Source organism: Flavobacterium sp. JAS, assembly GCF_020991455.1.
In the GTDB taxonomy this organism is placed as follows: Bacteria; Bacteroidota; Bacteroidia; order Flavobacteriales; family Flavobacteriaceae; genus Flavobacterium.
The window spans coordinates 60,651-87,019 of sequence record NZ_JAJMOX010000012.1 but is presented as its reverse complement, the minus strand read 5'-3'; the positions used below and the strand labels follow the sequence as shown (position 1 = coordinate 87,019).

The 26,369-nt window shown below is 33.5% G+C and carries 29 protein-coding genes; 9 read left to right on the top strand and 20 right to left on the bottom strand.

All coding sequences use genetic code 11. The features are described 5' to 3' along the window. Positions 1-39: 39 nt before the first annotated feature. Positions 40-441 (top strand): excinuclease ABC subunit B, encoded by a 402-nt coding sequence (locus LPB88_RS18475; RefSeq protein WP_110836087.1) that lies wholly within the window; start codon positions 40-42, stop codon positions 439-441. On the opposite strand, the gene uvrB is transcribed toward LPB88_RS18475, so the two are convergent. The 17 genes from uvrB to trmD all read right to left on the bottom strand — a co-directional run bounded on the left by uvrB (position 438) and on the right by trmD (position 17,549). Continuing rightward, a complete protein-coding gene (gene uvrB, locus LPB88_RS18470) occupies positions 438-2,429 on the bottom strand; it encodes an excinuclease ABC subunit UvrB (RefSeq protein WP_230717132.1) in 1,992 nt (663 codons plus the stop codon). The genes LPB88_RS18475 and uvrB overlap by 4 nt on opposite strands. Positions 2,430-2,599: 170 nt before the next feature. Then, positions 2,600-3,544 carry an alpha/beta fold hydrolase gene (locus tag LPB88_RS18465; RefSeq protein ID WP_230717130.1) on the bottom strand — a complete coding sequence of 315 codons (945 nt, stop codon included), beginning with the start codon at positions 3,542-3,544 and terminating at the stop codon, positions 2,600-2,602. A gap of 74 nt (positions 3,545-3,618) precedes the next feature. Beyond that, positions 3,619-3,858, bottom strand: coding sequence for a uroporphyrinogen decarboxylase (locus LPB88_RS18460; protein WP_230717129.1), 240 nt, complete (start codon positions 3,856-3,858; stop codon positions 3,619-3,621). Between the two features lie 121 nt (positions 3,859-3,979). Then, entirely contained in the window at positions 3,980-4,129 is a 150-nt protein-coding gene (locus LPB88_RS23890) for a type II toxin-antitoxin system RelE/ParE family toxin (protein WP_370635877.1), read from the bottom strand. A gap of 136 nt (positions 4,130-4,265) precedes the next feature. Then, positions 4,266-4,496 carry a hypothetical protein gene (locus tag LPB88_RS18455; RefSeq protein WP_230717127.1) on the bottom strand — a complete coding sequence of 77 codons (231 nt, stop codon included), beginning with the start codon at positions 4,494-4,496 and terminating at the stop codon, positions 4,266-4,268. A 57-nt stretch (positions 4,497-4,553) separates the two neighbouring features. Next, positions 4,554-5,504: a 23S rRNA (adenine(1618)-N(6))-methyltransferase RlmF gene (gene rlmF, locus LPB88_RS18450; protein WP_230717125.1), complete on the bottom strand. Its 951-nt coding sequence runs from the start codon at positions 5,502-5,504 to the stop codon at positions 4,554-4,556. A 220-nt stretch (positions 5,505-5,724) separates the two neighbouring features. Then, positions 5,725-6,387: a thiamine diphosphokinase gene (locus LPB88_RS18445; protein ID WP_230717123.1), complete on the bottom strand. Its 663-nt coding sequence runs from the start codon at positions 6,385-6,387 to the stop codon at positions 5,725-5,727. A 168-nt stretch (positions 6,388-6,555) separates the two neighbouring features. Then, on the bottom strand, positions 6,556-7,014 hold the full coding sequence (locus tag LPB88_RS18440; protein ID WP_230717122.1) for a RidA family protein: 459 nt from the start codon (positions 7,012-7,014) through the stop codon (positions 6,556-6,558). Positions 7,015-7,144: 130 nt separating this feature from the next. After that, positions 7,145-7,597 carry a DinB family protein gene (locus tag LPB88_RS18435; RefSeq protein WP_230717120.1) on the bottom strand — a complete coding sequence of 151 codons (453 nt, stop codon included), beginning with the start codon at positions 7,595-7,597 and terminating at the stop codon, positions 7,145-7,147. Between the two features lie 60 nt (positions 7,598-7,657). After that, complete coding sequence (locus tag LPB88_RS18430; RefSeq protein ID WP_230717119.1) at positions 7,658-8,140, bottom strand: GyrI-like domain-containing protein; 483 nt, start codon at positions 8,138-8,140, stop codon at positions 7,658-7,660. Positions 8,141-8,153: 13 nt separating this feature from the next. Next, the gene (locus tag LPB88_RS18425) at positions 8,154-8,975 is read right to left on the bottom strand and encodes a DUF4249 domain-containing protein (RefSeq protein WP_230717118.1); all 822 of its coding nucleotides are present in this window, start codon (positions 8,973-8,975) and stop codon (positions 8,154-8,156) included. Between the two features lie 34 nt (positions 8,976-9,009). Next, positions 9,010-11,391 (bottom strand): TonB-dependent receptor, encoded by a 2,382-nt coding sequence (locus LPB88_RS18420; protein ID WP_230717117.1) that lies wholly within the window; start codon positions 11,389-11,391, stop codon positions 9,010-9,012. A gap of 231 nt (positions 11,392-11,622) precedes the next feature. Then, the gene (locus tag LPB88_RS18415) at positions 11,623-13,845 is read right to left on the bottom strand and encodes an NADP-dependent isocitrate dehydrogenase (RefSeq protein WP_230717116.1); all 2,223 of its coding nucleotides are present in this window, start codon (positions 13,843-13,845) and stop codon (positions 11,623-11,625) included. 279 nt (positions 13,846-14,124) lie between these two features. After that, the gene (rplS, locus tag LPB88_RS18410) at positions 14,125-14,475 is read right to left on the bottom strand and encodes a 50S ribosomal protein L19 (RefSeq protein ID WP_055098496.1); all 351 of its coding nucleotides are present in this window, start codon (positions 14,473-14,475) and stop codon (positions 14,125-14,127) included. Between the two features lie 249 nt (positions 14,476-14,724). Beyond that, positions 14,725-15,846, bottom strand: a complete 1,122-nt coding sequence (locus tag LPB88_RS18405) for an agmatine/peptidylarginine deiminase (protein ID WP_230717114.1) — start codon at positions 15,844-15,846, stop codon at positions 14,725-14,727. 113 nt (positions 15,847-15,959) lie between these two features. Beyond that, a complete protein-coding gene (locus LPB88_RS18400) occupies positions 15,960-16,784 on the bottom strand; it encodes a GyrI-like domain-containing protein (protein WP_230717112.1) in 825 nt (274 codons plus the stop codon). Between the two features lie 84 nt (positions 16,785-16,868). Beyond that, the gene (gene trmD / locus LPB88_RS18395; protein WP_089353855.1) at positions 16,869-17,549 is read right to left on the bottom strand and encodes a tRNA (guanosine(37)-N1)-methyltransferase TrmD; all 681 of its coding nucleotides are present in this window, start codon (positions 17,547-17,549) and stop codon (positions 16,869-16,871) included. Positions 17,550-17,788: 239 nt separating this feature from the next. Here trmD and LPB88_RS18390 point away from each other — a divergent pair, with 239 nt between their 5' ends. From LPB88_RS18390 to LPB88_RS18355, 8 genes are all read left to right on the top strand, one after another. Next, entirely contained in the window at positions 17,789-18,121 is a 333-nt protein-coding gene (locus LPB88_RS18390) for a hypothetical protein (RefSeq protein ID WP_230717111.1), read from the top strand. A gap of 184 nt (positions 18,122-18,305) precedes the next feature. Beyond that, positions 18,306-19,178: an archaemetzincin gene (locus tag LPB88_RS18385; RefSeq protein ID WP_230717109.1), complete on the top strand. Its 873-nt coding sequence runs from the start codon at positions 18,306-18,308 to the stop codon at positions 19,176-19,178. A 3-nt stretch (positions 19,179-19,181) separates the two neighbouring features. Then, positions 19,182-19,709 carry an NADPH-dependent FMN reductase gene (locus LPB88_RS18380; RefSeq protein WP_230717107.1) on the top strand — a complete coding sequence of 176 codons (528 nt, stop codon included), beginning with the start codon at positions 19,182-19,184 and terminating at the stop codon, positions 19,707-19,709. Between the two features lie 62 nt (positions 19,710-19,771). Continuing rightward, the gene (locus tag LPB88_RS18375; protein ID WP_230717105.1) at positions 19,772-20,644 is read left to right on the top strand and encodes a sugar phosphate isomerase/epimerase; all 873 of its coding nucleotides are present in this window, start codon (positions 19,772-19,774) and stop codon (positions 20,642-20,644) included. 50 nt (positions 20,645-20,694) lie between these two features. Further along, on the top strand, positions 20,695-21,045 hold the full coding sequence (locus tag LPB88_RS18370; protein WP_230717104.1) for a cupin domain-containing protein: 351 nt from the start codon (positions 20,695-20,697) through the stop codon (positions 21,043-21,045). A 142-nt stretch (positions 21,046-21,187) separates the two neighbouring features. After that, entirely contained in the window at positions 21,188-22,324 is a 1,137-nt protein-coding gene (locus LPB88_RS18365) for an MFS transporter (RefSeq protein WP_230717102.1), read from the top strand. A gap of 60 nt (positions 22,325-22,384) precedes the next feature. Continuing rightward, positions 22,385-23,317, top strand: a complete 933-nt coding sequence (locus tag LPB88_RS18360) for a peptidylprolyl isomerase (protein WP_230717101.1) — start codon at positions 22,385-22,387, stop codon at positions 23,315-23,317. A 95-nt stretch (positions 23,318-23,412) separates the two neighbouring features. Further along, positions 23,413-23,724: a cytochrome c gene (locus tag LPB88_RS18355; RefSeq protein WP_230717100.1), complete on the top strand. Its 312-nt coding sequence runs from the start codon at positions 23,413-23,415 to the stop codon at positions 23,722-23,724. Positions 23,725-23,838: 114 nt separating this feature from the next. Here LPB88_RS18355 and LPB88_RS18350 read toward each other — a convergent pair whose 3' ends face one another. From LPB88_RS18350 to LPB88_RS18340, 3 genes are all read right to left on the bottom strand, one after another. After that, positions 23,839-24,234, bottom strand: coding sequence for a GreA/GreB family elongation factor (locus LPB88_RS18350; protein ID WP_230717099.1), 396 nt, complete (start codon positions 24,232-24,234; stop codon positions 23,839-23,841). A 429-nt stretch (positions 24,235-24,663) separates the two neighbouring features. Beyond that, positions 24,664-25,218, bottom strand: coding sequence for a thioredoxin family protein (locus tag LPB88_RS18345; protein ID WP_230717098.1), 555 nt, complete (start codon positions 25,216-25,218; stop codon positions 24,664-24,666). Between the two features lie 186 nt (positions 25,219-25,404). Then, entirely contained in the window at positions 25,405-26,298 is an 894-nt protein-coding gene (locus LPB88_RS18340; RefSeq protein WP_230717096.1) for an alpha/beta fold hydrolase, read from the bottom strand. Positions 26,299-26,369: the final 71 nt, after the last annotated feature.

Here is a 26,369-nt window from a genome sequence, read left to right as displayed (position 1 = left end):
AGATTTAAAAACAATAATTTAGCTAAAAATAATAAATTGATGAATACCGAAACAGAAAAGAGAAGTTTACTTTTAGAAATGATTGCTTTTTCTACCGTTGACGGCAAACTGCATAAAAGAGAATATGATTTTTTGTGGCTTGTTGCGCAGGAATTGAATATAGAATTGTCTGTTTTTAAAGATTTATTCCATCAGGAAAATGAGTTTGTAATTATAAAATCAGAATTTCAGCGTATTCAGCAATTTTACAGATTGGCTTTGATTATGCATTGCGATGGTGTTTTGCATGAAAAAGAAGCGACAGCAATTCAACAAATTGCGATTGAAATGGGACTAAATCCTGGTGCTGTAAAACGTGTTTTAGACTTGATGAAAAAAGCTCCAAACGCCATGATTGACCCTAAAGTTTTATTGAAAGTTTTTCAGGAACAGCACAATTAAGGCAATTGTTCCTGAAGTTTTTTAATATCGTCGCGTAATTTTGCCGCTTGTAAAAAGTCTAACTCTTTAGCTGCTTTTTCCATTGATTTACGTTTTTCCCGAATCATTTTTTCTAAATCACCTTTTGATAAATAAGCTGTTTCTGGTTCGGCAGCCATAGACAAAGTATGTCCTAGTTCATATTCTACTAACGGATTTTTAGTAAAAGCACTATCGATTTTCTTGTTTAAAGCTTGTGGCGTAATACCGTTTTCTACGTTGTAATTAATCTGTTTGGTTCTTCTATAATTCGTTTCATCGATTGTTTTTTGCATACTTGCCGTAATTTTATCGGCATACATAATCGCTTTTCCGTTTAAGTTTCTCGCTGCACGACCAATAGTTTGTGTCAAAGATCTGTGACTACGAAGAAAACCTTCTTTGTCGGCATCAAGAATTGCAACAAGGGAAACTTCTGGTAAATCAAGACCTTCACGAAGTAAGTTTACTCCAATTAAAACATCAAAAATACCTTTTCGTAAATCCTGCATGATTTCGATACGTTCCAGTGTATCAACATCAGAGTGAATGTATCGACAACGAATATTTACTTTAGTCAAATATTTGGCTAATTCTTCGGCCATTCTTTTGGTCAAAGTCGTAACCAAAACTCTTTCGTCTAATTCACAACGCACCTGAATTTCCTCAATCAAATCATCAATTTGATTCAAACTTGGTCTGATTTCTATAATTGGGTCTAATAATCCTGTTGGACGAATTACCTGCTCGACATAAATACCATCTGTTTTTTGCAATTCATAATCGGCTGGAGTTGCAGATACATAAATTACCTGATTTTGCATGGCTTCGAATTCCTCAAATTTCAAAGGTCTGTTGTCCATTGCTGCAGGTAAGCGGAAACCATATTCTACCAGATTTTCTTTTCGGCTGCGATCGCCTCCATACATGGCGTGAACTTGTGAAATGGTTACGTGACTTTCGTCGACAACCATTAAATAATCGTCAGGGAAGTAGTCTAATAAACAGAATGGTCTTGTACCGGCTTCTCTTCCGTCAAGATATCTTGAATAGTTTTCGATTCCAGAGCAATATCCTAATTCGCGAATCATTTCTAAGTCAAAATTGGTTCGTTCTTCCAAACGTTTTGCTTCGAGATGTTTTCCGATTTCTTTAAAATAATCGACTTGTTTGACTAAATCCTGTTGAATTTCCCAAATAGCACCTTGTAAAACATCCGGAGAAGTCACAAACATATTGGCGGGATAAATAGTCAGTCTTTTAAATTTTTCGATAACCTGAGAAGTCTTTGCGTCAAAGGATTCTATTTCTTCGATTTCATCTCCAAAAAAGTGAATTCTAAAAGCATCATCTGCATAACTTGGATAAACTTCTACGGTGTCGCCTTTGATTCTGAAGGTTCCGGGTGTAAAATCGGCTTCGGTTCTGGCGTATAAACTTTGTACTAAACTGTGTAATAATTTTGTTCTGGAAATTACCTGATCTCTCGAAATTTCAATTACGTTTTTCTGAAATTCTACAGGGTTTCCAATACCATACAAACAAGAAACTGATGCGACAACCAAAATATCTCTTCTCCCGGAAAGTAGAGAAGAAGTGGTGCTTAAACGCATTTTTTCAAGCTCTTCGTTGATAGATAAATCTTTTTCGATAAAAACCCCTGTTACAGGCATAAAAGCTTCGGGTTGGTAATAATCGTAGTAAGAAACGAAATATTCAACAGCGTTATTCGGGAAAAATTGTTTGAATTCTGAATACAATTGCGCCGCCAGAGTTTTGTTGTGAGCCAAAACTAAAGTTGGTTTTTGAACTTCCTGTATGACATTGGCAACAGTAAATGTTTTTCCGGATCCGGTAACTCCTAATAATGTCTGATATTTTTCGCCGTCTACAATACCTTGCGAAAGTTTTTCAATAGCTTGTGGCTGATCACCTTTTGGACTATACTCTGAGGATACTTGGAAATTCATTTTTGGATGATGAAAGATTAGTTTTGTAAAGATACAAAGTTTGGATTCTATAAAAAAGATAAAAAAGGGTTGCCACGAATTTCACAAATTTTCACTAATTGTATTGCGTTTAAAATTTAATTTGTGAGAATTTGTGAAATTCGCGGCAAAAATCACCGCTCTTATTTTACCTAATCTAGGAAATCAATCATTGCATCATTTACAATTTTTGATTGATCTATGGATAAAAAATGCCCTGCGTCTTTGACTATTTTGGTTTTACAATTTGGTAAATCTTTTTGTGCACGTTCTATGCTTTCTTCAGAATTAATAACGTCATGATCGCCTATTAAAACCAAAACGGGATTGTTAATTGATTCTAGTTCTTTATCTGAAAAAGGTGTCATTTTCAGCATGCTTGAATTTGACTTTGCATATTTATTGGCAAGATAAAATTGTCTTTTGTAAATAGGGTTAATTTTTTCCGGATGTGTAGAAAATGTTACTAATGTTTTTTCGAATTTCTTTTGACTCGGAAATAGTTTTAGCAGTAATGCCGAAGATGATTTTCTTACTTTATCAATAAATTTAAAGGTTTGAGCAGGACTTAGTAAAACTACTTTGTCAATTGAGTTTGTTTTTTGAGTAGCCAATAAAGTCGCAATCCATCCGCCGCGAGAAGCCGCTACCAGGTCAAATTTCTTTAATTTATAATGTGTGAAGATTTCGTTGTACCAGATTATTATTTCGTCTGTTGAAAGTGCTTTTGCTGTTAAGGTCGATTTGCCGGGTTCCATTAAAAAATCGATGGCATAAATACGATGGTTTTTAGCTAAAGCTTTAATATTAGGATACCACATAGTTGAGCTGGCGTCCATTCCGTGGAGTAGAACCAGATCTTTTCCGTTTTGTGGACCCGCGATTATAATATGTGCAGTTCCCAAGCTGGTTTTTATATTCTCTTCAGAATAGGGAATATCCCAAAGTTTTAAAGCTTTGTCATAGGAACTTAAATAGGCTTGCTTTTCGGATTTGGTATCGAAAACATAATCCTCAAATTTTGCTTTTTTAGAAGAAGCGCAACCTGCAAGCAAAACAAATAGTATAACTATGGAAAGTGTTTTTATCGTACTCATGTAATTCAATTTACTTTAAAGATACGAAGAATAACACAGATTCAATATCAGGGCTTTAGTTTAAAGTGTCAGAATTACAATCTCTTAGGATCTTTTACGGTCAGATGATAGATTTGTACGATTGCTAAAATAGCATTTGGAATAATAACAGGTAAAAGCCATTGACTGAAATCTTCATAATCTTTCAAAAAGATACCATAAAGGACAAAACAAATACATCCAAACATATTAATAAATCGGATTGTTCTGAGATCTTTCAACAGAAAACCTCCGACTATAAAAAATGATGCGAGGTAACCAATATAATCAGCCATAATTTATTAATTGCTTTTATAGTAAATTTACCAAAAATAATAATAAATAAATGATTTGATTCTGAAAATCAGTTGTTTGACAAAGTTTGGATAAACTTCGAAGGTGTTTTATAAAGTAGAATTATAGTTTTTTAGGATTTCGACTTGTATGTCTAATTCTTAAAATATGAATTTCTTTAGATTTGACTTTATAAGATATTCTATAGCTGTAAATTTCGTAAGCACGATAATCTCCGTTATTTGAAATTTTCATTTCATCTAATTCGTAAATTTCCCAATTGGTACTTAAAATGCTGACTGAATTATAAATAATATCAATTACTTTATTGGGAATGTTTTTGCTTTTAGTTTCTTTAAATAATGGAAGTAAATTTTTTCAAGCTGATTTTGAGCAGTAATAGACCAAATTATTTCTTTTTCCATTGCTCTATTTTATCCTTAACATCATTATGACTATAAAAATTGCCGCTTTGAATATCTTCTTCAGCAATTTTTAGTTCTTCATTATATTGTTCTGAATAATTTTTAGGAGAAGGTTTTCGACTGTCCAAAATAGTTTTTAATGCTGATAAAAAGCTATCATCATCGATTTTTTCAATTTCAGAAATCAAAATATTTCTAAGTTCAAGAGTGTTCATATTCACGTAATTTACACGAAGTTACAAAACAATAAATTAAAATATCGTTTAAGAATCTTAAAGTTTGAATGATTTTTGCTGACTTTCGCTCATAAAAGTCCAGGCTACAATTCGGCTTGTTTTTTGACCCTGCGCCATATCGATTGTTTTGATGGATGCGGCATTTACTTTATTTAATGTTTTATAAATGCTTGACAAATTATCTCTTTTTGAAACTAATGTTGTGAACCATAAACACTGCATGGCAAATTTTGCGCTTTCATAGATCATTTGAGTTACAAAACCAATTTCGCCACCATCGCACCATAATTCGGCATTGTGACCTCCAAAATTTAGAACTGGATTTAGTTTCTTTTTCTCTTTTGGATTTAAGTTAGAAACTTTACGCACGGTACTTTGGTTGGCATCTTCGGCAGAAGAATGAAACGGCGGATTACACATTGTAAAGGTAAAACGGTCTTCGGGTGTGATGATATTTTTGAAGATAAAACGCGATTCGGTTTGTTGCTGTAAACTTATAGCGTCAATTAATTTCGGATTGGCTTCAATTATTTTACTGCAATTTTCGATTGCTTTTTCGTCAGTATCGGTACCTACAAAACCCCAATCGTAAATTGCATTTCCTAAAATTGGATAAATACAATTTGCACCTGTTCCTACATCCAGACCTAGAACTGCTGAACCTTGCGGAATAATTCCGTTGTTGGTTTCGGCTAGTAAATCGGCCAGATAGTGAATATAATCGGCTCGTCCGGGAATTGGAGGGCAAAGATAATTTTTAGGAATATCCCAATTTTGGATATCATAGTAAGTTTGCAATAATGCTTTGTTGAGCAATTTTACCGAAATAGGATTGCTGAAATCAATAGTTTCAATTCCGTGAACATTTATGGCGACTTGCGATTTTAATTCAGGACAATTCGCAATAAGAAGTTCGAAATCATAGCGTGAGCGATGAAGATTTCTAGGATGTAATATACTTTTTTCGGAATTGTCTATTTCTTTCATTTTTCTGAATTTCCGTGCAAAGATAGTCATTCCTTTTGGAGAAAGAGGTAATTATAAAAACGATCGTTCTAGCCCTGATGGGAACGGCATCCTTTTTCTGGCTCCTTTAGCCAGGAAAAGATATAGTGGACAGCAGGAAATAGCTCCTGGAAATTCTAAATTTTAAATTCCAATCTTCAAATTCCAAATTCCAATAATTCTTTGAAATTCTTGGATTTCTTTAATCCATGCATTCCATTAGCAATAAATCGCCGTTAGTATGTGTAATGGTAACCAGACCATCTTGTGCAACTGAATTGCTGCTGCCAGTTCTGTAACCAATTGTTAAGGTGTCGTTTTGTAATGGATATTCTAAATTGTTCGAATTAATACCGTTTACAACTCCAATTGGAATTAGGGAAATTGGCGTTTTGGCGGTATACCATTTTTCAAATTTATTAGGCAGTAAAAATATTTTTGAATGATCGTCGAGTATCACAATTTTTAGTAAATCGCGATAACGAACGATATTGGTAAGGTTTGTAATGGTATGATCGGCGCGTTTTCCGGTTGCCCAAACTACATTTACAGCCGGAATTTTTCTTTCGATTAAGTAATCGAAGGCTTTTTCCAGATCGGTTTTGTTTTGGTCCGGAGTATGTACAATTTCTATTGGATATTGTGACGTTTTGTAAATTTCGGGATCAAAACCACGATCGAAATCTCCTAGAAGAACATCGACTTTTATATCTAATTCTATTACTCTTTCGATAGCAGAATCGAGTACAACTACTAATGGTGACCATTCTAACAATTGTCCTAATAACTCTGGATTACATGCTGCTCCGTTTGCAATAATTAAGGCTGGTTCCTGGTCGTCGCGTACGATATGGTGTGAAGACATTTTGATGCTTGATTTGAAATGTGCTGCAAATGTACGAAAGGAAAGGATTGTAGAGGTTAGATTTTAGATTTTAGATTTTTTTGCTTTGTCTTTTTTTCACCATTAAGAGATTAAGTTTCATTAAGGACAAAGCTTAATTTTTCTTAATCTCTTAATGGTGAAATATTTTTATTTTGTTGTTTTAAAAGCTGTTGCATCAACTTCGATTAACATTCCGTCGATGGCCAGTTTTGAAACGGGAATTAATGTGCTTGCAGGAAATGGTTTGTTTTTCCAGACTTTGTTGATTTCTTCGTTCCAAATTTTTAATTTTTCAGAGGAATGGTCTACGATTAGAATCGTTATTTTTATGACATTTTCTGGTTTTAGGTTGTAACTGTCGAGAACTGTTACGATATTTTGCAAGGCAGTTTGCGTTTGTTCTCTAAAACTGTTGCTTAATATATGCTCTTTTCCTGATCCACCGCTTTGTCCGGAAATGTAAACGAGTTCACCAGGTGTCGAAACAGAGGAGGCGTGACTAAAACCATAAGGCGTTGGATCAAATAATGATGCTGGATTTTTGAAAGTTTGGGCTTTTACAGCAAATGCAGAAAAGAAAAGTAAGGTAAGAAGTAAGTGTTTCATGTCTCTAAATTTTGAATTAAGTATTGGCAAAGGTTGCTTAATTCTAATTCTTGAACATTTACATATGTTGAGGTTTAAGAGATTTGTTTTTTACCATAAAAAATGCCCTCAATTCGAGGGCATTTATAAGTTAGTTCGTAGAATCTAATAATCTTCTGTGATAGTTGATTTGCCCTAAATGATAGGCTAAATGTGTGGAAAGATGTACAAGAAAAAAGCCTGTAGTCATTTCTTTTTCGAAAACAATTAAGGGATAAATCTCTTCTAAATCTTTGACAGATAAACTGTCGAGTGTTTTATCTACAACCAAAATGGTGTTTTCTATTTTAGCAATTAATTCAGATTGTGGAACATTTTTAAGAGAAAACTCTAAGGGGCGATCTCGAGCATAGTCTGTTTTGCCAAGTTGATTTCCAATATATAGATTGATGTTTCCCATAAGGTGTAGACAAAGATTTCCGGCTGAATTGGAAATTTGTTTGTCAATTGCCCAAATCTGACTTTCGTTTTGATACGATTCTATTTCGAGTTTTAATTTGTTGAGATCTCGATCAAAAAGTGATTTTAAGGTTTCTATTAGCATGATGTTTCTGGTTTTATTTGTGCCACAGATTTAATTTATTAAATCTGTGGCACAAAAGTATTAAGCTTTATTTTTTATCGGAATCCAGATTTCTTCTTCAGAGTCGGGATCGTCTTTTTTGTATTTTTCATCCATTACGGCAAAATGTGGTCTTTCGTCAATTGTGTAATCAGAGCTTGGAAGCCATTCTACAAAAATGGAATGATAGGTTTTGTGTCCTTCGCTTGCTGGGCCTTTGTGTATAAAAGTGGCATATAATCCATCGGGAATTACTAAAGTTTCCATTTCTGATGGAATCTCATTAAAATTTGAAACTTCTACTGCCGCCCATTTTTCGAAAGTATTGCCGGGTTCAAAATTATCAAAATGCCCAACCGGAAAAACTTCAAGGGAATATAAATTCGAATTCAGGGCATTTTTAATTTCTTCTCTTCTTGGCATAAAACCATTCCATAATTGAAAAGTTTTATTCTCTATAAACGACATGTCAATGTACTTGCCAATGAGTTTTTTTTCGGTCAAAGTTTTGATTTGAGCTTCCATATTTTTTCTTCAATTATTTGATTATGTATTTTTTTGTATCGGTTTCACAAAGTGAAAAGTACCCTAATGGATAATTTTCTTTATTAGTTACATTGATAATATTTCCTTTTACGGTTGCAGGCGGCGATTGAAACGGGCCGCCAACATTACTTCCGGCAATACTGACCAAAATAGTCATATAATTATAGTATTGTTTTGAAATTCCGAAATGGGTTATTTCAATGGTATTTCCAATTTCTAAATCATCGTCATCTGATTTGCTGAAAAATTCATTTCCTTGGTAGAACTTGTCTTCATCAACATAAAAAGTAGACGTTACTTTGTTAGAGTAAAGATATTTGTAAAGATAATAATTGTCTGCGTCACCCGGGTCATTATAAAAGGCTCTAAGTTCAATATCAGTTCCTGTAATCCCACCTTCGTTATTTTGCTCTATTCGGGTAATGGGCGCTACTGATTTTAAAGTTTCAGTTGCGTTGTACCTATTTCCTCTACTAATTACGGTCAATTTGTATTGTTCATCAATTACGGGTGTGAAATTAATACATACATATCGACCTGTTTTTTTAACTTCTATAAAATTAAATTTTTCGTTATGACTATTTTCTATATAAACAATTGCACTGGAAACAGTTGGAATTACGTTTTCAAAATAACCAGTTGTTGTAGTTAACTTTATTGTTTGTTCATTTCCAGTAGTTCCTTTTTCCCAATTGATAGCGGCTTCAATTACTAATTTTGGCGGTGCTGTATCTAAATCTACATCAACAACTTCTTCGCAACTTGTGAAGAAAAGTGACATGAAAAACACGATTAATAAGGTTGCTTTTTTCATATTATATCTTTTATTTCTTTGAAAGAAAATGGTTTTAAAATTTAAAATTATAACTAACAGCGGGTACAATTCCAAAAATGGATGTTTGAACCGCTTCATTTGAGCCAGTGTCAACATTCTGGCGGAAATTGATAGAAGCCGCATTCTGACGATTGTATAAATTGTAAATACTAAAAACCCATTCGCCTTTCCAGTTTCTGCCTTTATTTGTTCGAGGTGTCAAAGTCGCCGAAACATCTAAATGGTGATAGGCCGGTAGACGATTTTCGTTTCGCAATCCATAACTCGGAACCGTAATACCTAAATATTCATATTGTCCGTTTGGATACGTAACAGGCTGACCGGATTGTAAAGCAAAGTTAGCACCAAAAGACCATTTTTCGTTTAAATTATAAGCTGATGTTACCGCCAGATTATGTGTTTTGTCATAAGCAGAACTGTACCATTGACCATTGTTGATACCAGTTTCTTCAGGAGTTCTTCCCGGAGTTTGTTGCTCTGATTTTGACAAAGTGTATGAAATCCATCCGTTGAATTTGCCCTCGTTTTTCTTTAGCATAATTTCCAGACCATAAGCACGCATTCGCCCGTTTAGAATTACTTGCTCAATGGCATCATTTGCAATTAAATCGGCGCCATCAATATAATCGAGTCTGTTCTGGATTTTTTTATAATAGGTTTCTACTTCTAATGAATAAGCTCCGTTACGGATGTTTTTGAAATAACCCAAAGCTACCTGATCAGCGATTTGTGGTTTGATATAATTATCACTTGGCATCCAAACATCTAGCGGAGTAGGAGATGAGGTGTTTGAAATTAATTGAAGATATTGTGCCATGCGGTTATAACTGGCTTTGATCGATTGATCGTCATTTAGCTGATACGAAACGGCAAATCTCGGTTCTAAGTTATTATAGGTCTGAATCACTTTATTCTTGCCATAATATTTAGTCGAAGTTGGAGTTCCTTTTTCGTAAATCTCCATATCTGTATTGAAAACTACGGCCTCGTTATTGTCATAGTAATTGATGGTTGAAGCTCCTAAACGATAAAATAAACTATAACGCAATCCGTAAGAAACGGTGATTTTTTTTGAAAGTTGGTTTTCGGCTTCAATATAAGCGGAAGGTTCAAAAGCATATTTTTTGTCTAATTGATCCGGATTAATTCCAGATTCAGCATCAGTTGGTTTAATCGTTCCCGGATTGAATTCGTAATAAATTCCGTTTAAACCATAATTAAGTTTGAATTTATCTGAAATGTAGTTTTTGAAATCGTACTTGATGTTGTAATTTTTGATTCCAGAATCCCATTTGAATCCCACAAAATTTAAGTCAAGTCCGTAATAATAATCACTATATATTAAAGACAAATTGGCAAATAATTTATCCGAATATAAATGATTCCAACGCAGGTTTAAAGTCGAGTTTCCGTAAGTATTCGTGAAACTTTTATTCAAACTAAAAACATCACGACCAAAATAACCTGATAAGTATAAGCTGTTATTGTCGTTTAGTTTATAACTTAATTTGGTGTTTAAGTCATAGAAATAAGCAGCGTTATCTTTGTTCTTTTCGGATAGTTTTAAGAATAAATGAGCATAAGAAGCTCTTCCTCCAATCAAAAATGAACCTTTATCTTTTACCAAAGGTCCTTCGGCAAGAATTCGGCTTGAAACCAGACCAATTCCTCCGTTTACATGAAATTCTTTACTGTTTCCGTCTTTTTGATAAATATCTAAAACAGAAGAAGCTCTTCCGCCATAGCGAGCGGGAATTCCTCCTTTATACAGTTTTAAATCTTTTATGGCATCAGGATTGAAAACTGAGAAAAATCCAAAAACATGCGATGAATTAAAAATAGTTGCCTCGTCTAGTAATATCAGGTTTTGATCTGCACCACCACCGCGAACATTAAATCCGGAAGCGCCTTCGCCGGCATTTGTAACTCCGGGAAGCAATAAAATTGATTTCAAAACATCGACTTCACCCATAACCACCGGCATTTTCTTGATAGTAGCAATAGAAAGTTTATTGGTACTCATTTCCGGTGATTTGATGTTGATTTTTCTTCTATTATCAGTAATTACAACTTCTTGTAGTTCTTCACCACTTTCGTTAATGGCAAAATTGGTTTTTGTATTTTGATTTAAAGTAATCCTTTTTTGTATGGTTTGATAACCAAGAGAACTTATTTCGATTTCATGTTCTCCTTTGGGAATAGTAATTGAATAAAAACCATATTCATTGGTTGTGGTTCCAATTTTTAAAGCCGGAATATAGATGTTTACTCCAATTAAGGTTTCATTATTTTTATAATCAGTTATGGTTCCGCTTAAAGTAAATTTTTCCTGAGAAAACGAGGTTAAGGTTATGAAAAGAAGAAAAAAAAGAAGGCCATTTTTTTTTGTAATCATTGTCTTGGTTTTGAAACACATAGTTAATAATTCTTACTAAATATAACTACGGAACGTTTGTTAAACATTAGTTAAGAATAGCTTCTTTTTTAAAGGTACAAAGGTGCAAAGGTTCAAAGATACAGAGATTTAGAGTTTTTGGTTTAAAACAAAAAAAAGACAACTGTTTAAAGTTGTCTTTTTAATATTTATGTAGAGACGCACAACAGCGCGTCTCATCCTTGTATTTTATTATTTTATTTCAGCAATAATAGAGTTGAAAGTTGCACTTGGACGCATTGCTTTGCTAACTAACTCAGGAGTTGGTTGGTAATAACCGCCAAGAGTTTGAGGTTTTCCTTGTGCACCAATTAATTCAGCATCGATTTTAGCTTCATTAGCTTCAAGTTTAGCAGCAATTGGAGTAAAGATTGCTTTCAATTCTGCATCTTTGTTTTGAGCTGCCAAAGCTTGTGCCCAATATAAAGAAAGGTAAAAGTGAGAACCACGGTTGTCAATTTGACCTACTTTACGAGCTGGAGATTTATCGTTAGCCAGGAATTTATCGTTAGCTTCGTCAAGAGTTTCAGATAAAACAATTGCTTTAGAATTGTCTAAAGTTTGCCCTAAATGCTCTAAAGAAGCTCCAAGAGCTAAAAATTCTCCTAACGAATCCCAACGTAAATATCCTTCTTCAGTAAATTGTTCAACGTGTTTAGGAGCAGAACCTCCGGCACCAGTTTCGAACAATCCACCACCATTCATTAACGGAACGATAGACAACATTTTAGCTGAAGTTCCTAATTCTAAAATTGGGAATAAGTCAGTTAAGTAATCACGTAAAACGTTTCCTGTTACTGAGATCGTGTCTAAACCTTTGATGATTCTGTCTAAAGTAAATTCTGTAGCAGCAACTGGGTTTAAGATACGGATGTCAAGATTTACAGTATTGTAATCTTTAAGGTATTTTTGAACTTTTGCAATCAATTCTCTGTCATGTGCTCTGTTTTCGTCTAACCAGAAAACAGCAGGAGTATCAGATAAACGTGCTCTGTTTACAGCTAGTTTAACCCAGTCCTGAATAGGAGCGTCTTTTGCCTGACACATTCTGAAAATATCATTAGTCTCAACGTTTTGCTCCATTAAAACAGTTCCTTTATTATCTACAACACGAACAACTCCGTCTCCTTGGATTTGGAAAGTTTTGTCATGAGATCCGTATTCTTCTGCTTTTTGAGCCATTAAACCTACGTTAGGAACACTTCCCATTGTTTTAGGATCAAAAGCACCGTGTTTTTTACAGAAATCAATAGTTGCAGTATAAATTCCAGAATAAGCACGATCCGGAATAAGAGCGATTGTATCTTGTTGTTTTCCTTCTTTGTTGTACATCTGTCCAGAAGTACGGATCATTGCCGGCATAGAAGCATCAACAATTACGTCAGAAGGAACGTGTAAATTTGTAATTCCTTTATCAGAATTTACCATTGCCAAAGCTGGTCCGTTTTCGATCGCTTTAGTAATGTCAGCTTCAACTTCAGCTTGCTCAGGTCTTCCGGCAATTTTTGCATAGATATCACCTAAACCGTTTCTTGTATCAATATTTAATTCAGCAAATAAAGCTTCGTATTTTTTGAAAAGATCAGCAAAATATACTTCAACGATAGCGCCAAAGATAATTGGATCTGAAACTTTCATCATTGTAGCTTTTAAATGCACAGAAAGTAAAACTCCTTCTTTTTTAGCATCTGCAATTGCATCAGCAGCAAAAGCCTTTAATTTTTTTACACTTAAAACAGAACTGTCAATTATCTCACCTGCTTTAAGAGGAGTACTAGCTTTTAAAACTGTAGTTGTACCATCTTTTGCAACGAATTCGATTTTTACGTCATTAGCATCTGCAACTGTTAGTGATTTTTCACTTCCGTAGAAATCACCGTTTGGCATTGAAGCAACTTTAGTTTTTGAATCAGCAGACCATGCACCCATTGAGTGTGGATTTGCTTTTGCAAAGTTTTTTACTGCTCTTGGAGCTCTACGATCAGAGTTTCCTTCACGTAAAACCGGATTTACAGCAGAACCTAAAACTTTAGAATATTTAGCTTTAATTTCCTTTTCAGCATCGTTTTGCGGATCTTCAGGAAAATTAGGGATTTTGTACCCGTGAGCTTGTAATTCAGCAATAGCCGCTTTTAATTGCGGTACTGATGCAGAAACGTTTGGTAATTTGATGATGTTAGCTTCAGGTTGTGTCGCTAATTGACCTAATTCAGCCAAAGCATCTCCAGTTTTTTGAGCATCAGTTAAAAGCTCAGGAAAATTCGATAAAATTCTACCTGCTAAAGAGATGTCTCTTGTTTCAATAGCAATACCAGCAGTAGCAGTAAATGCTTGAACAATAGGTAAAAAAGAATAAGTCGCTAATAATGGCGCCTCATCAGTTAAGGTGTAATAGATTTTTGAATTCTGTGTCATTTCTTTTTTTTTTTATAATCGTATCGCCGAGATTAAGCGATGTAAAGGTATAGTCGGCTCAGAATGAGCGGAGCAAATATAATAAAAACAGTCCGAAAACGGTGTAGTTTTGATGAGAAATACTGAAATTATCAGATTGCTATTTCGGACTCGTTAAATTGCTAAATCGGTGATTTTGATATTAAAAAATTACAGTTTTGATATTTTAAAAATTAGGCACAAAAAAAAACTCGTTTCAAATTACTTGAAACGAGTTTTTTATAACAAAGAGATAAATGATTATCTTCTTTTATCTTTAATCTTAGCTTTTTTACCAGTAAGTTCTCTGAAGTAGAAAATTCTAGCTCTACGTACAGCTCCTTTTTTGTTGATTTCAATTTTCTGTAAAGCTGGTAAGTTTACTGGGAAGATACGCTCAACTCCAATAGCTCCTGACATTTTACGGATAGTAAAAGTTTCTGTGTTACCAGAACCTCTTCTTTGAATAACAACTCCTTTAAAAAACTGAGTTCTTGTTTTTTCACCCTCTTTAATTTCGTAGTAAACTGTGATAGTATCTCCAGCTCCGAAAACAGGGAAATCTTTTTTAGCAACTAATTCGGTTTGAACGAATTTCATTAAATCTGCCATGATATCTTATAATTATGGTTTTTATAGAGCAACATTCACGGATCTCGCCAGAGGTTAGTCTAATTCGGGTGCAAATGTAGAAAATAATTATGAATTATAAATTGTAAATTCTAAATTATTTTAAGTATCTGATAAAAAGTTATTTAGAGTGTTTTTTTGTTTCAGGTTTCAGGTTTCAGGTTTCATGTTTTAGGTTGGATTGCGCAAAGTTGAAACTTGAAACTAAAATAACCTGAAACTTGAAACTTTTTATTTCGGTTGTTGTTGTGTCACACAATGAATCATTCCTCCATTTGCATATAAATTACGAACATCGATGCCAATTACTTTTCTGGATGGGTATAAACCCTGAATCAATTGATTGGCAACAGCATCATTCGGGTCGTTATAATTAGGAACTAAAACAACAGTGTTTCCAATATAATAGTTTACATAAGAACCTTTATATCCCAATCTTTTGCCATAAGTGGTTACAACATCATTTTTAGATAGTGGCAGTTTTAGAAAAGTATAGTTTTTGTCGTTTTTATCTTTTGAGTTGTATAAAGTGTTAATGTCTTTCTGTGGAACTTCCCAATAAAGCAAATCATTTTCATTCATTGTTACGATCGTATTGGTGTTGCCAAAACGGGCAAAACCATCAATATGCATGTCAGTAATTTCTCTTCCGGCTTTGCCTTCGAGCCAAATAAAATTTGTTGCTCCTAAATACATTTTAAAAATAGATTCCGCCTGCTGTTGTGTCATCCCAGGATTTCGATTCGAATTTAAAATAGCACTTTTGGTCGCCATTAAAGTCCCGTTTCCATCTATTTCTACAGCTCCACCTTCATTAATCATAACAGAATTCAAATCTACAATAGATGTTTTTTGATCTGCAGCAATTTGTGACGGTATTGTATTGCAATTCCCAAAGGCAGCTTTTTTTCCCCAACCGTTAAAACCCCAATCCTGAATTACCAGTTGCTTGTCTTTGTCTCTTACATAAATAGGACCGTTATCCCTAACCCAAACATCATCTGTTTTGTATATTTTAAAATCAATAGCAGACAAAGAAACTCCTGCTTTTTCTAATAAAACAGAGATTCTTTTTTTCTCTGTATCATCGTAAGCAATAATATGTACTTTCTCACTTTCTGTCAATGATTTGGTCATGGCAACCCAAGTAGCGTCTAAATCATTTCTATAGTCCATACCATATTGATATTGATGCGGCCATTGCAACCAGGTTCCTTCATGCGGAGCTGATTCTTCGGGCATAGTGTACATAATTTCTGTTTTAATTGATTGGTCTGATGTTATTGTCTCTTCTTCTCCCTGACAGGAAGAAAATAAAGGAATTAGTAATGCAGTTAAAAATAAGTTTTTCATCTTAAATTTGAGTTTGTTGTGAATTTACAAGTTTAGTGTCATTGGATACCGGTATTTTGACGGTACAAATGTATTTCTAAAACATAATCAGGCAGTTGTCCAAAATGGACAAATCAAATAAGCGGAATAAAAATTGCCGTAAGATAATCGGACTCGTTGTTGCAATTTGTATCGTTTTTCAAATACTGCTCTATTACAGGTAAGTGAGAGAGTTCAAGGTTATTATTTAGAAACCATCCTCCAAAAATTTGTTGATAGGTGTTTTCTAAAGTATCATAACTTCCCTGATGAAAAAAACAAGCATATTTACCGCCAAAAATTTTCTTCGAGGGTAGGTTTTTAATAATAACATCAGTTGCAATGCAGGCTTCGTATGTACAATTGATTTTTTCGGTAATCAAAATATCATCTGTTATAACGCCGTAGAAATCTGTAGTAGTTTCTGGAAACTCGTTTTTTAAAATAGTATCCCAAAGACTTTCTATTTCCGGATTAATATAAGGAGTTTTACAGCTCAGATAATAAACGGTTACTTCTGGAATTACTTTTATTTCGGGATTTAAAGTAGCGGAAATGTTTGGTAAAGAAGGAACATCATTCAAAAGAAGTTCTTTTTGATTCCGAGCCAATGAAGGAGCGTAATTGAAGTGTTTTTTGAATGTTTTTGAAAAAGACTGTACATCTGCAAAGCCCACTTCCAGAGCGATTTCCGAAATTTGTTTATTGGAATAGAGTAGTTTTTTGTATCCGTTTTCTATCTTCAATCGGGTTTGATAAGCACCAATTGTTTCATTAAATAGCGAATAGAAAATACGCTGCAAATTTCTGTACGAGTAACAGGAAATATTCTCAAGAGAACTTATTGAGATGATTTGATTATAATGCATCTCAATATAATTCCTTGTATTGTAAATATGTTTCAGATTATAATCATTCATTTTTTGTTTCAAGTTTCAGGTTATTTTTGTTTCACGTTATAATCTCAAAGCAGAACAACTTGAAACCTGAAACTTGAAACAAATTTAATGTCCTTCCAACAAATCCGGACGTCTGTTTTTAGTATGTTCATATGCCATATCTTCACGCCATTTATCAATTTTAGCAAAGTGACCGCTGGTTAAAACGTCGGGAACTTTCCATCCTTTATAATCGGCAGGCCTTGTATATATTGGTCCTGAAAGTAAATTATCCTGAAAACTATCTGTTAATGCAGAAGTTTCATCACTTAAAACTCCAGGAATTAATCGAATTAATGCATCAGATAAAACCAAAGCGCCTAATTCTCCTCCAGATAAAACGTAATCACCAATCGAAATTTCTTTCGTAATAAAATGATCGCGCACACGCTGATCTACACCTTTATAATGTCCGCATAAAATGATAATGTTTTCATACATCGACATTGTGTTTGCCATTTTTTGGTTCAGAGTTTCACCATCAGGCGACATATAAATGATTTCGTCGTATTCACGTTCGCTTTTCAAATGCGTAATACAAGCGTCAATTGGCTGAACAGTCATGACCATTCCGGCGCCACCTCCAAAAGGATAATCGTCGACACTTTTTTGTTTGTTCGTAGTATAATCGCGTAAATTATGAAAATGAACTTCAACCAGACCTTTGTCTATAGCACGTTTCATAATCGAAGCCTCAAACGGGCTCTTTAATAATTCCGGCAAAATCGTTATAATGTCAATTCGCATTTTTTTTCTTCAATAGTTCTAGGCGGCAAAGATACAAAGTTAATGTTTGAGAATTTTTTAAAGATTTAAGATTTCATGTGTTTTAGATTAATTGCTTGTTTGTCAATAAAATAAATGATAATAATTATATAATATTAGAATGTTATTGTGTAATTTTTTTAGGGTTAGTTTTAGGTAACATTACGAACTAAATTGTTTGACTACGATATCCATCAAAAACATCCTAAAACATTGATATTATGAGAAAAGTTATATTATTAGCAGCAATATTAATTTTATATTCCTGTTCAAGTTCTAAGCAAACAAACGATAAATGGATTGGTGATACTGAAAAAAATATCATAAAAAGTTGGGGATCGCCAGTACGTGTATTAGATAACGGTGATCAGGGAGAAATACTTATTTATGCAGAACAAGTTTATTTAAAATCGAAACAAGAAGAAGGTTCCCGAATGGCAGGTTCAAATTATTGGAATTATGAATATGTGTACGTTAATAAGGAAGGTAAGATCTATTTATGTCGAAAAGAAAAGCAGAATAAACCTCCACAGCAGATTGTGTTGCAAAATTAATTACGTTTTTTTTTGTAATTAACTCAAATCTAGTTTTATAAGTGTTTTTGAGTTGTTGTTTTTGAACTATTTTTAGTACATTTAAATTGTTTTAGAATAATTAAAAAGGCAAAAAATATTTGATAAAAAAATCAAAAAGAAAAATAAGAATAGCTGTTTTTTGAATATATTTAACAAAAAGTATATGAAGAAAATAGCTATTCTTATTTTTATAATATTTTGTTCCTGTAGCAAAAACAAAGAAGATCAGTATTTTGATTCGATCAAAAATAACGATGTTAAATTATCTACACCCGTTGATGGAGAATGGTTATTTTCTCATAAAGAAAACGGACAGAGTTTTGAACAGTATAAAGATTCCAAACATATTATTCCAACAAAAGATTCGAATATCATTTATATAAGACCAATTGGGAACTTTAATGTTTTGCAAAAGAAACAAATTGAGTTGATGAATGAATATTTAGAGATTTTCTTTCAATTAAAAACAAAAACTTTAGAACCTATTTCTAATGATATTGTTCCCAGTTCAGCCAGAAGAATCGGGAATGAAGGGAATGAACAATTTTTAGCAGGATATCTTTTAGATAGTATTTTAAAAAAGGAAAAACCCTTGAATGTAATTGCCTTGATGGGACTTTCTGAAATAGATTTGTTTCCAAAACCGGAATGGAATTATGTTTTTGGTTTGGCATCTTATCGGGAAAAAGTAGGTGTAAGCTCCATTTACAGGTTTCAGGATGAGGAACTAACTTCTGAAAACTTTAATTTATGTTTATCCAGATTACTAAAAACAAGTTCTCATGAAATTGGACATATGTTTGGTTTACACCATTGTATTACTGCAAATTGTGTGATGAATGGAACTATTAGTTTGGCTGAAACAGATAAAAGTACCATAAGATTATGCTCTGTTTGCCAGAGAAAATTAAATTCATGTATAAAATATGACAATAAAAAGAGACTTTTAGATTTAGAAAAATACTTTAAAAAGAATACTTTAAACGACGGATTTGAATTAATGAAAAAAGATATTGACATTGCCGCTATTCGATAAAAAATGAAAACAATAAAAATCCTTGCTATAACTGGCAGTACAAGAAAAAACTCAAGCAATTATAAAATCTTAAAATACATTTCAGAAAAGATAAAAACGGAATTTGAAGTCGAATTTTTCGAAGATTTGGCCAATATTCCTCATTTTAATCCTGATTTAGATAATGAAAATCTGCCGAAGGAAGTTGAAGATTTCAGAAATAAAATTACTGCAGCAGATGGAATCATAATTTGTACTCCCGAATATGTTTTTAGTCTACCCGGAAGTTTAAAAAATGCTTTAGAATGGTGTGTTTCAACGACTGTTTTTTCGAATAAAAAGACGGGTTTAATTACTGCTTCGGCTTCGGGAGAAATGGGGCATGAGCAGTTGATTTTGATAATGAAAACACTGGAAGCTAAATTTGATGATTCTACTAAACTGCTGATACAAGGCGTTCGTGGAAAAATTAATGACGAAGGAAAAATCATTAATGAAGAAACAGAAATTGCACTTCAGCGTTTTATAAATAATTTTGAAGGACAATTTTAGTGCTTTAGTGAAAGTTTTTAATTAAAAGATTAGTTTTACTATTCTCAAATTTCAAAACAAAAATGACCACAAGAAGAAGTTTCATCATAAACACCAGTCTGGCTGCAACCGCAGTTTTGGCTCTTCCATCATTAGCCTTTAGCATGAATAAAAAAGAAATTGGATTGCAGCTTTATACGTTACGCGACGAACTTCCTAAAGATGTAAAGTCGACTTTAGAAAAAGTTGCAGCTGCCGGATTTACAACTGTTGAAACCTATGGCTTTTCGATTAAAGATCAGTTTTGGGGATTATCTCCAATCGAATTAAAGAAAATACTAGACCAAAACGGACTTAAAGCGGTTAGTGGACATTATAATTTGGGAAGTTTTCTGGCTGATGGAAACACAACGGAATTACTTGCAGCTATTGAAGCAGCAAAGGTTTTGAATAGTGAGTATTTAACTATTCCGTGGATCAATGAACCTTTTAGAAAAAACATCGCTGATTATAAAATAATTGCCAGCCGTTTAAATCAAGCGGGTAAAGCTTGTGCAAATGCAGGTTTAAAACTGGCGTATCACAATCACGATTTTGAGTTTCAAAAGCATGACGGAATCACAGGCTATGAAATTCTATTAAAAGAAACCGATAAAGACCTGGTTTATTTTGAGTTGGATTTATACTGGGTTGTTCACTCAGGAAATGATCCGCTTAAGTTATTTACGGCAAATCCGGGACGTTTTAAAATGTGGCACGTAAAAGATATGGACAAGAAAAATCCAGCTTTAAATACTGAAATTGGCTCAGGTTCTGTTGATTTTAAGCGTATTTTTAAAGAAGCAAAACTATCCGGAATGAAACATTTTTTTGTAGAGCAGGAGAATAATTACAATCCAAATCCTTTTGAATCTATTAAAGCAAGTTGTGATTTTATTTCTAAAAATCTGATTTAAAAACAAGCACATTTAAAATAATAATATACAAATTTCAATTAAAAACAGATATGCAAAGTTTCGGAACAAGCAAAGAATTTATAAAAGGTGATGAACTGGAGTGGGAAGTTGTTGGAGAAGGAATCAAACGCAAAATTATGGCGTATGACGATAGAGTAATGTTAGTCAATGTTCATTTTGAAAAAGGCGGAATTGGCGTTTTGCACGAACATTATCACTCACAAGTAACTTATATTTCCAGCGGTAAATTTGATGTTACGATTTCTGGCGTTACCCAAACACTAAAAGAAGGCGATAGTTTCTACATTCCGCCACACGCAATTCATGGCGTTGTTTGTTTAGAAAGAGGACTTTTGACAGATGTTTTTAGCCCAATTCGGGAGGATTTTATGAAATCATAAGGATTTAAAAATGAATATAATCTCTAATGAAAATGTCTAATTACTTCCCGGATTTGAAAAATTTATAGATTTTTTAAAGTTTTGATAAAGATTAGATTGGTATTTTTGCAAAATGAATTTATCCAAAACGAATGTCTTATTTATGGCAGCTTGCACTGGACTTATAGTTGCAAATCTGTATTACTGCCAGCCTTTAATTGTTTTAATTGCCAACGAATTTAAAATTCCAGAAGCCAGCGCGGGTACAATAACGTATCTAACGCAAGCAGGTTATGCGATTGGTTTGTTTTTTATGGTCCCATTAGGGGATAAAATTGAGCGTAAAAAGCAAATTTTAATGACCACTTTCGCATCAGTAATTGCATTGATTATTGCGGCAACGGCAAAGAGTTTCTTTCTGCTGCAAATAGCTTCTTTATTGATTGGAATTACTTCAATCGTACCGCAGCTTATTTTGCCTTTGGCGGCTTCGTTAAGTACGCCAGAACAACGAGGAAAAGTTATCGGAACCATTATGAGTGGTTTATTGGTCGGAATTTTGCTTTCCAGAACTTTAAGCGGATTTATTGGTCAGATTTTGGGCTGGAGATCAATGTTTTATATCGCTGCCGGAATATGTCTGTTGATCTTTTTTGTGATTCAGAATAAATTTCCGGTCAACAAACCTCAGTTTCAAGGAACTTATGGACAGTTAATTCAATCGCTTTTTACACTTATAAAAACACAACCAATTTTACGTGAAGCTACAATTATAAACGTGTTTAGTTTTGCGCAATTCGGAGCTTTCTGGGTTACTATGGTTTTGTTGCTTTCAGGAGAACCTTTTAATTATAGTAGTGCAACAATTGGTTTGTTTGGAATTGTGGGAGCTTCAGGAGCTTTAGCAGCGCCTTTGGTTGGGAAATTGGGAGACAAAGGAGGTTCAAGAGTCGCCGTTGGTTATGGCTGTTTATTGATATTAATTAGTTTTATAATATTTTATTTTTCAATAGAAAGTGTCATCGGAATCGCAATAGGAATTGTATTTATTGACGTAGGAATTCAGGGAGTTCACATCTCCAATCAAACCCGTGTTTATTCACTACTTCCAGAAGCCAGAAACAGATTGAATACCGTATTTATGTCATTCAGCTTTTTAGGAACTGCAGCCGGATCTGCTTACGGATTATTATTGTGGAAATTGGGCGGATGGCATGCTGTAACTATCGGATGTGTTGGTTTGTCGGCACTGGCATTTGTAGTTTACGGTCTTACTTATAAATCAAAATCTAAAAAATAGAAAGCGCAAATTGATATAAAATTAATTTGTAAATTTGCAATCAAATTAAAAATAACAACAATGGAAAACGGAATATACGCTAAATTCAACACTAGTAAAGGTTCGATTTTAGTAAAACTTGCACATGATTTAACACCAGGAACCGTAGGGAATTTTGTAGCTCTTGCAGAAGGAAATATGGAAAATAAAGTAAAACCTCAAGGACAAAAATTCTATGACGGATTAACATTCCATAGAGTTATTCCTGATTTTATGATCCAAGGTGGATGTCCGAAAGGAACTGGAACTGGTGATCCAGGATACAAATTTGATGATGAATTTCACCCAAGTTTAAAACACGATCGTCCAGGAGTTTTAGCAATGGCAAATTCAGGACCTGCAACTAACGGTTCTCAATTTTACATTACTCACGTTCCAACTTCTTGGTTAGACGGAAAACATACTGTTTTTGGTCACGTAATCGAAGGTCAGGATATCGTTGATGCTGTTGCTCAAGGTGATTCTCTTGATAATGTAGAAATCATCAGAGTTGGTGAAGAAGCTGAAAAATTCAATGCTATTGAAGCTTTTATCGCTTTAAAAGGTGCTCGTCTTAAACGTGATGCAGCTTTAAAAGCAGAATCTGAAGCAAAAATGGAGCAATTAGCTGCTGGTTTTGATAAAACTGATAGCGGTTTACGTTACAAAATGATTCAAAAAGGAGACGGTAAAAAAGCTGAAGCTGGTAAAACAGTTGCAGTTCATTACGAAGGATCTTTAGAGAACGGAAAAGTTTTTGATTCTTCTTACCCACGCAAAAAACCAATCGAATTTAGATTAGGTCAAGGTCAGGTTATCGAAGGCTGGGACGAAGGTATTGCTTTATTGCAAGTTGGAGACAAAGCTCGTTTTGTAATTCCATCTGATTTAGGGTATGGAGCTTCAGGTGCAGGAGGAGTTATTCCACCGCACGCAACTTTGATTTTCGACGTTGAATTAATGGACGTAAAATAAGACTTTTAGATACAATTTAGTATTGTTTTAAATAATAATCCCATGCGCTACAGTGTATGGGATTTTTTTATATTTACTTAAAAATAAGTAAAGTAATGAAAACAAAAATCTTAATCCTGGCAGCAGTAGTTCTATTTGTAGTATCGTGTGGTACTAAAAAATCAGCTCCTGCTACTCCGGCAACTCCAGCTGTAACTGAGGCTGTAAAAACTACAGAATTAACGCCAGAATTGGCAGCTAGCAAAAGCTTGTACGAAAACAATTGCGCAAAATGTCATAAATTATTTGATCCAAAGAAATTTAGTCAGGAAGATTGGAAACCAATTTTAGTAAAAATGCAGAAAAAAGCGAAGTTAGATGATACTCAAATGGCTTCAATATCAAATTATATAACTTCTCAATTGTAAGAAGTTGTCATTGTAGATTCAATCGAACTATTCAGTAAATTTTTATTGGATAGTTTTTTTTTGTTTAAAAACAGGATATAAAAAAACACCTTCACGAATGAGGTGTTTAAAAAATTAAGAAACGCTTTCAGCAGAATTGCTAACTGCGATTATTTTTAAAGTCTTTATTCCAGCCGGTAATTCCCAATCAACTTCATCATTTTCCTTAAAGCCAATAATAGCAACACTTAAAGGTGCAAGAATTGAAATTTTATTTTGTTTTACATCTGCAAAAGAAGGTAAAACGATTTGAATTTTCATTTGTTTGTTTGCTTTTACATCTTCGATAGTTACATAAGAATTGATCCTCACAATCGAGTTGTCTAATTCGCTTTCTTTGCTGATAATCGCGCGATCTAATTCTTGTGAAAGCTGATTAGCTTCTTTTGTATTTGTTAAATTTTTACTTTTTAAGATTAATTCTCTCAAAAACTGATAATCTGTTTTACAGAAGGTGGGTGTTGGTTTCATAACGAGTGTTTTAATTTATATTGTTATTAATTTATTTTAAATCTCAATGTTTGTATGATTTCTTTACAGGCTTATAAAAGCATAATTGCTATTCCAAATTGTACAGATACAGATTGGAATTTTGAAAATAATTATGTTTTGGAAATTTTTTGATTGAAAAAACCAAGAAATTATTTGAGAGAGTATTTACTCTTTCAAATAAAAGAAATGATTAAATCGTGGTATAAATCCTCCGCCTGAAAGAAGAAATTGAAATAGACGGAGGCCTAATTAATAAAGGCCTTACTATGTGAAATAAATGCAGCAGTAAGCGGTTTTCTTTTTAAAGAAAACAACAGAAGTATAGCTGTAAATATATTTATAGTGCTCACAATGAGAATATTTATTGATCTGCAAAGATAGGAAAAGTTTTCGGAAAATCTAGAATCTTTATTTCCATTTGATGCTACAGCCGATACTTGGCTTTTGAGGATCTTTTAAATTTCGATTATAAATAAGGGAGTCAATTGCATTGCGTAAATCACTTCCGCTTAATGGAATTCCGTTTCCGGGTCTTGAATCATCAAGCTGTCCACGGTAAAATAATCGATCCTGATTGTCAAATAAATAAAAATCCGGAGTACAAGCTGCTTCATAAGCTTTGGCAACTTCCTGACTTTCGTCGAATAAATACGGGAAATCTATTTTATTCTGAAAAGCAAATTCGGTCATTAACTCAGGAGAATCTTGTGGATATTTTACAACATCATTACTCGAAATGGCAATAATACTAATTCCCTGAACACGATAATCATTAGAAATCATTACAATCTCCCTAATCACATGAAGCACAAATGGACAATGATTACAAATAAAAATTACAAGTGTACCTTTTGAACCCCTTAAATCTTCAAACGAATATTCATTATTAGAATTAGTGTCTTTTAGTTTAAAGCCCGGAGCAATTGTTCCAAGCGGAATCATATTTGAAGGTGTACGTGCCATTTTTTACAGAAAATTAGTTACTCAAAAATAACTTTAAAATTCTGTAAAAGAAAGGGTGCGATAGTATTTATTATTTTGGTTCTGTTTTATTGGATTGTTCTGTTTTTTTGCAGATTATAATTTATTCATTTGCGAAATAAAAAATGTTTTGAATCAGTTAAATGAATCTATGACGTTTTGATTTATTTAGGCATTCAAAAAGTCTAGTAAATCGTTATTTAGTTTTTCTCTATGAGTGTAAAATAGGCCATGCGGAGCGCCTTCATAAACAATGTATGTGTTTTCACGAATAGCTTTGGCTGCTTTTTTGGAAGTAAGTTCTATGGGAACAATTTTATCGTCGTCGCCATGAATTATTAAAGTCGGAACTTTTATTGAATCCAGGTCGGTTCTAAAATCGGTAAACGAAAAAGATTCGGCACATTTTAAAGTAGCGCGAGGAGAAGCAAAGGAGCACAACGTTCTGTAATATTCTAATAATGGATTACTCAATGGTCTGTTGATGATATTGATTCCGAAGAAAGTCTTTCCAAAATTATCCATAAATCCTATACGGTCCGTTTTAATTGCATTTGCGGTATTTTCGCTTTTTTCTTTTGGATGACCATCAGGATTATCATTGGTTTGCAATAAAAAAGGAACTATTGAAGAAATTAGAACTGCTTTTGTGACGCCTTTTCCACTATAACGGCTAAAGTAGCGAACAACCTCTCCGCCGCCCATGGAGAAACCTATAAGAGTTACATTTTCTAGTTGAAGCTGCTCGATAATTTCTTTTAAATCATCGGTTAAAGTATCATAATCATATCCGTCATAAGGCTGTGATGATTTGCCAAATCCACGGCGATCATAAGCAATTACACGATAATCATTTTGAACTAAAAAATCGATTTGATATTCCCACATTTCATTAGAAAGCGGCCAGCCATGAATCAAAATTACCGGTTTTCCTTTTCCATAGTCTTTGATGTAAAGTTTTACGTTTTTATCCGTTTCAATATATTTATCTGTATTTAAGTGGTGAATATCAAAGTCAGAATCTTTAAGAGAAGTGCCGGTATTTGCAAGACTATTTTTCATTTTGTATGTTTTTTTAGTGTTATCGTCATGAGTTGCTGCGTAAAATTAGAAGCTAGATTAAAAAAACGGTT